The organism is Francisella sp. 19X1-34, assembly GCF_041102755.1.
Classification (GTDB): domain Bacteria; phylum Pseudomonadota; class Gammaproteobacteria; order Francisellales; family Francisellaceae; genus Francisella.
The window spans coordinates 1-8,698 of record NZ_JBGCTX010000085.1 but is presented as its reverse complement, the minus strand read 5'-3'; the positions used below and the strand labels follow the sequence as shown (position 1 = coordinate 8,698).

The following is an 8,698-nucleotide window of genomic DNA, read 5'->3' as shown; positions in this document are numbered from 1 at the left end:
TGAAACCATATTGCAAGCATCCCCACATTTGGACCAAAAGCTTTTTTAACCCAACCATATACGCCTTCTTCACCTTTTTCTGTATAGGTTGCTGTCATCTCTGCAGAAACTAACGCAACAGGGGCTAGAAATAGAACTACAGCTATTACAAAGAAAAAGAATATATAAGTTCCTGAAGTTGCTGTTGATGGTAGGTTCCTAATATTATCGATAGCTCCTGTCATCAATAATATTAATAATATTAAGCCAATTTTTTCTTTTCCAGATACATTTACTGACACTTATTACCAACTATTTATTATGAAATGAAACATATTAAAACATGATACTCAAGCACTTAAAAATTAGCAATTAGTTTAAGCAATATACAAAGGCATTACTTGGAAAAGTTTTTCAAGGATTTCTAAAGCGTTTCTATTATCTACCTTAATTATAAGTCTATCACCATCTTCTATTAATAAATCATCAGCAAAGAATAGTGGTGTATTATCATTTTTCATTATTGAAAGTATTCTTAGACCTTTAGGAAGTTTTAGTTCAGAAATATTTTTTCCTATTACAGTAGACATGTTCTCTTGACCATGTACTTTTATTTCAATGAACATCTCTTCACTATCTTCAACCTCATACATCTTTAACATATCCACCTGAGTCAAAAATGCCTTGATAATAGTATAAGAAAAATTATGTGGTGATATAGATATATCAATAAGCTTTAAATCACGAGTTATATCATAGTACTCAGCACTATTAACTGTAGCTATGGTTTTTTTAGCTCCAAGTTTTTTTGCAAGAATTGATGACATTATATTAATCTCATCTGAGTTAGTTAGAGCAAAAAACATATCTGCTTCATCAATCCCTTCAGCAATCAATAGATTATTATTTACAGGGTTATAATGTAAGATAGTTGATTTTGAAAGCTCATCTAACGCAAATTCACATTTCTTAGCATTAGGATCTATCATTTTTATGATATATCCCTTGTTCTCTAGAGATTTTGCTAAAGTAATACTTGCGTGATTAATTCCAGCAATAAAAATTTTTCTAACATTAGCTTTCTTAGGTTGAAATATCGATAAAATCTGTGATGAATATGCTTTTTCAGATAAATACATAACTCTATCACCAGGTTTTACTAAAGTGTCTGTATCATCTATATCTAATTTTTGGCTTCCTCTATAAACAGAGATTATATCAACCTTGATATCACCTAAACCAAGATGTATATCTTTAATAGAGAAGCCAACTAAAAGTGAGTCATCAGAAACTTCAACCCCAATTACCTGAACCCTTTGATCAAAAAAACTTGAGATAAAGAATGCTCCTGGTAAAAATATTAATTGCTCTAATCTTTTTGTAGCTTCAAAAAATGATTTTATAACTAGATCAACGTTATTTAACAATTTAGGGAATCGATTATATTCAGTATCTCTAATTCGTGCTATTTTGTATGGAGTTTTATAAAGCTTATATGCCATATCGCATACAGCGATATTAGTAGTATCATCAGAAGTTACAGCTATAATCATATCTGTATCTTTGAAGTTTGCTTCCATCATGATATTTGGCTTTGTAACATCACCAACAATAGTTTGCACATCAAAAGCAGAAGAGATAAAACCAAGCTTTTCCTCATCTAAATCAATAATTGATACTTGATGATCTAAACTAAGTCTTTGAGTTAAATACACCCCTAACTGGCCAGCACCTAAAATAGCAATTCTCATAATTACTTGTTATAATACCAGGATTAATAGCTAATTAGTTTATCATACTAATCTAAGGGATTAAAATAATCAATTTTTTATTTACTTTGTGCCATTTTAATACTATCATAATGTCAAAATGATACTAAATTGGTATAATTAATTTAATTATGCTTAAGATAAGTAAATTACTCGACTATGGACTGTTAGTTACAGTAACGATAGCAAAAAACAATTCTGTTCCTTATAGCGCTGCAAAAATTGCTGAAGTTACAGGATTAAATATCCCAACAGTAAGAAAGCTACTGAATCAACTTTCAATTGCAGATGTAGTAGCTTCAAAACGTGGAATTGAAGGTGGATATACATTAGTAAAAGATTCTCGAGAGGTTACGGTTTTGGATATAGTTGAAGCTATTGAAAAAGACGTCAACCTTACAGAGTGTTGTGATATTTACAAACAATGTAGCTTAAAAAGTTGTACTGTTAGTAGTTATTGGAAAGTTTTAAACTCCCAATTATTAGAAATACTTTCTGGTACATCAATTTATGATATTGTCAACAATAAAGGCAAGAGCTAAGTAATATGAGTGAAAATTTAGATAAGATTATAGAGCAAGACTACGAACATGGTTTTGTAACAAATGTTGAAGAAGAGACAATAGCTGCAGGTCTTAATGAAGATGTTATTCGTTTAATATCTGCAAGAAAAAATGAGCCTGAGTTTTTGTTGGAATGGCGATTAAAAGCTTACAAACGATGGTTAGATATGAAATCTCCTAGTTGGGCTGACTTAAACTATCCTCCAATTGACTTTCAAGCTATTAGCTATTATTCATCGCCAAAATCAATGAAAGATCATCCTAAAAGTTTAGATGAGGTTGATCCTGAGATTATTGATACATATAACAAACTAGGTATTCCTTTGCATGAGCAAGAAATGCTATCAGGAGTTAAAAATATTGCTGTTGATGCTGTGTTTGACTCTGTTTCAGTTGTTACAACTTTTAAAGAAAAGTTAGCCGAAGCAGGTGTTATATTTTGTCCAATATCTGAAGCTGTACAAAAGTATCCAGATCTGGTTAAAAAATATCTTGGATCAGTAGTTCCTCAAGGAGATAATTTCTTTGCAGCATTAAACTCAGCTGTCTTTAGTGATGGCTCTTTTGTATATATTCCAAAAGGTGTGACTTGCCCAATGGAACTATCTACATACTTTAGAATCAATGCTATGAATACAGGACAATTTGAGAGAACTCTTATAGTAGCAGATGAAGGAAGTTATGTTAGCTATCTAGAAGGCTGTACAGCTCCTATGCGTGATGAAAATCAGTTGCATGCTGCTGTAGTTGAACTAGTTGCCCTAGATGGTGCAGAGATCAAGTATTCTACAGTACAAAACTGGTATCCAGGTGATAAAGATGGCAAGGGTGGTATTTATAACTTTGTAACAAAAAGAGGAGTTTGCCATAAAAACTCTAAAATTTCTTGGACACAAGTTGAGACAGGTTCAGCTATCACTTGGAAATATCCATCTGTAGTTTTACGTGGCGATAACTCTATTGGAGAGTTTTATTCAGTTGCTCTGACTAGGCATACTCAACAAGCAGATACTGGTACAAAGATGATTCACCTTGGTAAAAACTCGAAGAGTACTATTATTTCAAAAGGTATTTCAGCTGGTAGGGCATCTCAAGCTTATAGAGGTTTGGTTAGAATATCGCCAAATGCATCGGATGCGAGAAATTTCTCACAATGTGATTCACTACTAATTGGTAATAAGTGTGGTGCTCACACATATCCATATATTGAAAATAAAAGCAACTCATCACAAATAGAGCATGAAGCTACAACTTCAAAGATTTCTGATGACCAGTTATTTTACTGTAAGCAAAGAGGCTTATCAGAAGAAGATGCTATTGCTATGATTGTAAATGGTTTTTGTAAAGAAGTATTTAAAAAACTACCTCTTGAATTTGCCGTTGAAGCACAAAAGCTTATGGAAGTAAGTTTAGAAGGTGCTGTTGGTTAGAATTGTAAATTTTACATAATTGATGATTAAAAAGGTTAAAAAATGTTATTAGAAATAAAAGATCTACATGTAAGTGTTGGAGATAACAAGAAGCAAATATTAAAAGGACTAAACCTAACTATGAAAAAAGGTGAAGTTCATGCAATTATGGGACCAAACGGTGCTGGTAAAAGTACATTAAGTAACGTCTTAGCTGGTAAAGATGGTTATGAAATCACACAAGGTTCTATTACATTTGATGGTAAAGACATTGACGATCTAAGTATCTCAGAAAGAGCTGCAGCTGGAATATTTCTAAGTTTGCAATATCCTATTGAGATACCTGGTGTTAGTAACGTTCAGTTTCTAAAAACTGCTCTAAACAGCATTAGAAAGCAAAATGGCGAAGAAGAAATCAATGCTATTGAGTTTATGAAAAAGCTTAAGCAAAATATGCAGGTTTTAAAGATCGATCAGAAATATATGTCTCGTGGTGTTAATGAAGGCTTCTCTGGAGGTGAAAAAAAACGTAATGAGATGCTTCAGTTAATGATGCTAGAGCCTAAATTAGCAATTTTAGATGAAACTGACTCAGGTCTTGATATTGATGCTCTTCAAGTAGTATCACAAGGTGCTAATACTATGAGATCACAAGATAGAAGTTTCTTAGTTATTACACATTACCAAAGACTTTTAGATCATATCGAGCCTGATTTTGTTCATGTTTTAGCAGATGGTCAAATAGTTAAAACTGGTGGTAAAGAACTTGCACTTGAATTAGAAGAGAAAGGATACTCTTGGTTAAACAGCTAAAGGTTAAAAAATGTTAATAGACAATAAATCTCTACCTACTACTAAGCAAGAAAGCTGGAAGTATACAAATATTGCTTCAATATATTCTAAAAATAATATTACAGAAATATTAAAAGAAGCACCAAAAACAAAAGACTATCTTGAAGGCTTTAAATTTGATACTCAAGAGAATGTAGTTATTATCTTAGATGGATCTTTAGCTATTGATTATAACAAAAAGCTAAATCATATCAGTGCTTTAGAGTTTCATAAAGACGATAGAAATATGTCAAGGTTAGCTATTGAGAATTCAAAGCATTTTGGTATAAAAGTACCTAAAGATACTAAAGATGCACTTAGCCTTATTTTTATAAATACTGAAATGGCTAAAAATAAGCTTACAAATATTTCCTTGAAGTTAGATGTAGATATGTTTGCAAATCTAGATTTAGATATTGATTTTGTAAATCTAACAGAAGAATCTGCAATAAATTTATATTTAGATGTAAAAGTTGCTGAATCTGCTAAAGTTAATTTTACAAACAATGCTGATAATGCAAATAATACACAACTATTTACTACGGCCAATTATCTAATAAATCTAGATAGGGCAGCTGAATTTAATGGTTTCAACTTACTTAATAAAGATGCTTTATTAAGAAATGACTTTATAGTTAATCTAAATAAAGAGCATTCAAGATTTGATATTAGAGGATTATATTTGGTTAGTGATAGCTCTATAGCAAATGCTTGTTTCTTAGTTAATCATAACGCTTCAAACACCTATAGTAATGTTAACTTTCGTGGTGTTGCAAATGGTTCTGCTAGAGCTTGGTTTAATGCTAAAGCAGTTGTAAATGAAGGTATAGAGCAAATCCAAGCATTTCAAAATAACAAAAATATCCAACTAAGTAACAAAGCTGAAATAAATACAAAACCTGAGTTAGAAATTTTCTCAGATGATGTTGTTTGTACTCATGGTGCTACGGTTGGTCAGTTAGATAAAGATGCTCTATTTTATCTACAATCTAGAGGTTTAGAGCTCCATGAAGCACAGCATTTACTTTTAGAGAGCTTTGTTAAGTCTCAGCTGACATCTGATGATTTTCCTTTTGAAAATGAAATCAAAGAAGAAATTGCTGAATCTTTAGATGATGTACTAGATTCTATAATATAAAAATACTCTAATCTTTTTTATCTTTCTAATTAATTATATTTTGTAATCTGTTAAACTGAAAATAGTAAAACAATAATTATAAAAGAGGGCATTTTTATGAAAAAAATTATTCCAATTACTTTAGTTAGTTTTTTAGCAACAAGTTCAGTTGCTTTAGCATGCGATAAAACCAAAGATAACAATACTATTCAATATACAACTCAAGCTGAAACGACAGTTAAAAGTGATAGTATACTTGTGCAAGTTACAGGATATGCAACAACGACTCTTCAAGACCAAAACAATATTCAAAAACAAATATCTGATCAAGTTAACAATATTGTTAAAGCAGATTGGAAAGTTAAAAACGTTGAGCAAAATACTAGCAATAGTGGTGCGTTAAATATTACGTTACAATTACAAGCTAGAATATCGCAAAAAGATCTTAATAGCTTACAAAAAGCTTTAGAAAATCAAAAAGCCGCTGGTAAAAAGCTAGTTGTTCAAGTTCTTGACTATAACCCACCTGCAAAAGCTATTGAGGCAGCAAAGCAGAAGCTTATGATTAAAATCTTTAAAAATACTCAAGAATATCTAAAAGATTTTAATAAAGAAACAAACAACAATTATACTATTCAATCAATTAGATATAGTGATGCTACAAATAACTATAGACCTAGAAGCACTGTAATGTATATGAAAGCTGCTGCTAATGAGATGGACTCTAGCGCTAATAGTAATCCTGTAGCAGTTTCTCAAGATATCAATATTAGAGCAAATGTAACATTTATGGAGAAATAAAATGGCTTTAAGTAATGTTATAAAAACTGATGAAGCTAATTTTGAAAAGCTAATAAATAGTACGGATAAGCCTGTATTAGTTGATTTTTATGCTGATTGGTGCGGGCCATGTAAAACATTAGGACCAATTCTTGATCAGCTATCAAAAGATTATAAGAATGCTGTAATTGTAAAAGTAAATGTTGATGATAACCAAAATTTAGCTGCACAGTTTGGTATTAGAAGTATTCCAACAATGATTATCTTCAAAAATGCTAAGCAAGTTGAAACTATAAATGGTGTTCAAACTGGTTCTCAATTAGAGCAAAAGCTCAAGGCTTATGAGTGATACTCTAGATCAAAATAATTTGCTTAAATGGTATTTTAAAACAAAGTTTGAAGTACCTATAGAGCCTAAACATTATCCTCAGCAGTTTGCAATTATTACAGTATATAATCCTATGAATCAACTTCTTAGTGATTATGAAAATACAACTAGAAATAAAATCTTAAAACAAGAGCTACAACAAAAGTATGATTGAGTTTATCAGATTAATGGGTTTGATGAAACTACAGATCATAAAGAAGATGGCTTTATGTTTAATTGTAATTCTCTATATGAAGCTTGTAAATTAGGTGAGAAATATTCTCAAGATGCAATTTACTATGTTTTAAATAATATCCTTTATGTTTCGAAATGTTCTAAAAATCAGAGAAAACTAGTAAAAGTAGGAGATTTATTAAGTAGAAGAAAAACATAGTTTATCTTTTGCAATATTTTTTATATAAAACTGAAAATATAACTATCAATACAATACCGGAGTAAACAACCATTCTTTGATCCGGATCCCAAAACATACCTAAGATTACACATAAGTTAAATAATATACTTAAATATGGAATTATAGGAAAAGCCCAGGCCTTAAACTTCAAGTTTTTAACTTGTTCCTCTGATAGAGACTTTCTAAAATATATATGACACAGACTAATTATAATCCATATCATACAACCAACCATACCTGATGATGATACTATCAAGATAAATACTTTTGTAGCTCCTATAAATTTAGTAATCAAGCAAAAGCAAGATAAAACTGCAACAAATAAAACCCCATAAATAGGGACTTGTTTCTTACTTATCTTTGCAAAGATTTTGGGAGCTTGTTTCTCTTGAGCCATTGACCACATTAGCCTCGCACAGGTATAAAAACATGAATTAACTGCCGATAAACTTGCTGTTAAAATTACTAGCTGCATTATAGTATCGACATATTTTATATTTACTAGTTGTAAGACGGTTATAAACGGAGTATTTTCAACACCAGAATCTTTATATGGAATAATATAAGCAATTATAAATGATGAAAATACAAAAAATAGTAATATACGTATAGCAACACTTTTAATAGCTTTACGAATATTTTTCTCTGGATCTTTTGTCTCTCCGGCAGCTATACCTACTAATTCAGCACCTTGAAATGTACATACTATAATTACTAGTCCAAACAAGAATGCTTTAAAACCATTAGGAAATAATCCATTGGCATAAAAGTTAACTAATCCAGATATAGGCTTATTTGAATGTAATAAGCCAGTTATAATTGCAACTCCTATAACTATAAAAACTAATATTGTAATAATTTTTATCGCAGATAACCAAAACTCAATTTCAGCAAAGACTTTTACTGTACATAAATTTAATAAACTAACAATAATTATTATAGCAAGACAAAATTGCCAAACAGTAATTCCAGGATAAAAATTATGACAAATTATTCCTGCTGCAACTAAGCCTCCAGCAGCAGCAGTTAACCAGTTAAGTAAATATAACCAACCAGTTAGAAAACCCGAGTATGGAGATATAAACCTTGTAGCATAAGCTTGAAAAGAACCACTTATTGGCATTTCTATAGACATCTCGGCAAGGCTTATCATTACTAACATCATGATTACACCGCCAAGGAAAAAACCCAATACAGTACCAAAAGCACCTACTGAATTAAGGATGCTTCCTATACCTAGGAAGAAGCTTGCTGAAATAGTCCCTCCTAAAGAGATCATTACAATATGGCGAGCTAAGATATCTCTTTTTAGCTTATTCTGATTATCACTCATATTTTAAAAAGTTCTATATTTTTATTTTAATTATCTATGATATTTATAACTAAATAAATAGGTTCTGTGCACAAAAATAAATTTTCATCGAAGCCAAATAAAAGTACAAGCTAATTTAATCATTCCTAGATATGC

10 protein-coding genes are annotated in these 8,698 nt (G+C 30.8%); 7 read left to right on the top strand and 3 right to left on the bottom strand.

Features of this window, described 5'->3' with window-relative positions:
* The coding region (locus AB8E56_RS10685) for an amino acid permease (RefSeq protein ID WP_329480946.1) at positions 1 to 224 on the bottom strand (224 nt) is incomplete at its 3' end.
* A 132-nt stretch (positions 225 to 356) separates the two neighbouring features.
* Entirely contained in the window at positions 357 to 1,730 is a 1,374-nt protein-coding gene (gene trkA, locus AB8E56_RS10680; RefSeq protein WP_329480944.1) for a Trk system potassium transporter TrkA, read from the bottom strand.
* 149 nt (positions 1,731 to 1,879) lie between these two features.
* Here trkA and AB8E56_RS10675 point away from each other — a divergent pair, with 149 nt between their 5' ends.
* From AB8E56_RS10675 to AB8E56_RS10645, 7 genes are all read left to right on the top strand, one after another.
* Complete coding sequence (locus AB8E56_RS10675) at positions 1,880 to 2,290, top strand: SUF system Fe-S cluster assembly regulator (protein ID WP_329480942.1); 411 nt, start codon at positions 1,880 to 1,882, stop codon at positions 2,288 to 2,290.
* Positions 2,291 to 2,295: 5 nt separating this feature from the next.
* Complete coding sequence (sufB, locus tag AB8E56_RS10670) at positions 2,296 to 3,741, top strand: Fe-S cluster assembly protein SufB (protein WP_329480940.1); 1,446 nt, start codon at positions 2,296 to 2,298, stop codon at positions 3,739 to 3,741.
* Between the two features lie 42 nt (positions 3,742 to 3,783).
* The gene (gene sufC / locus AB8E56_RS10665) at positions 3,784 to 4,533 is read left to right on the top strand and encodes a Fe-S cluster assembly ATPase SufC (protein ID WP_329480938.1); all 750 of its coding nucleotides are present in this window, start codon (positions 3,784 to 3,786) and stop codon (positions 4,531 to 4,533) included.
* Positions 4,534 to 4,543: 10 nt separating this feature from the next.
* Positions 4,544 to 5,689: a Fe-S cluster assembly protein SufD gene (gene sufD / locus AB8E56_RS10660; protein ID WP_329480936.1), complete on the top strand. Its 1,146-nt coding sequence runs from the start codon at positions 4,544 to 4,546 to the stop codon at positions 5,687 to 5,689.
* A 96-nt stretch (positions 5,690 to 5,785) separates the two neighbouring features.
* Positions 5,786 to 6,469, top strand: a complete 684-nt coding sequence (locus AB8E56_RS10655; protein WP_329480934.1) for a hypothetical protein — start codon at positions 5,786 to 5,788, stop codon at positions 6,467 to 6,469.
* A gap of 1 nt (position 6,470) precedes the next feature.
* Positions 6,471 to 6,797 (top strand): thioredoxin, encoded by a 327-nt coding sequence (gene trxA, locus AB8E56_RS10650; RefSeq protein WP_329480932.1) that lies wholly within the window; start codon positions 6,471 to 6,473, stop codon positions 6,795 to 6,797.
* Positions 6,790 to 6,990, top strand: coding sequence for a hypothetical protein (locus AB8E56_RS10645; RefSeq protein WP_329480930.1), 201 nt, complete (start codon positions 6,790 to 6,792; stop codon positions 6,988 to 6,990). Before trxA ends, AB8E56_RS10645 begins: the two co-directional genes overlap by 8 nt.
* A 220-nt stretch (positions 6,991 to 7,210) precedes the next feature.
* Here the strand turns inward: AB8E56_RS10645 and AB8E56_RS10640 are convergent, their stop codons facing one another.
* A complete protein-coding gene (locus AB8E56_RS10640; protein WP_329480928.1) occupies positions 7,211 to 8,563 on the bottom strand; it encodes an amino acid permease in 1,353 nt (450 codons plus the stop codon).
* Between the last annotated feature and the right edge of the window lie 135 nt (positions 8,564 to 8,698).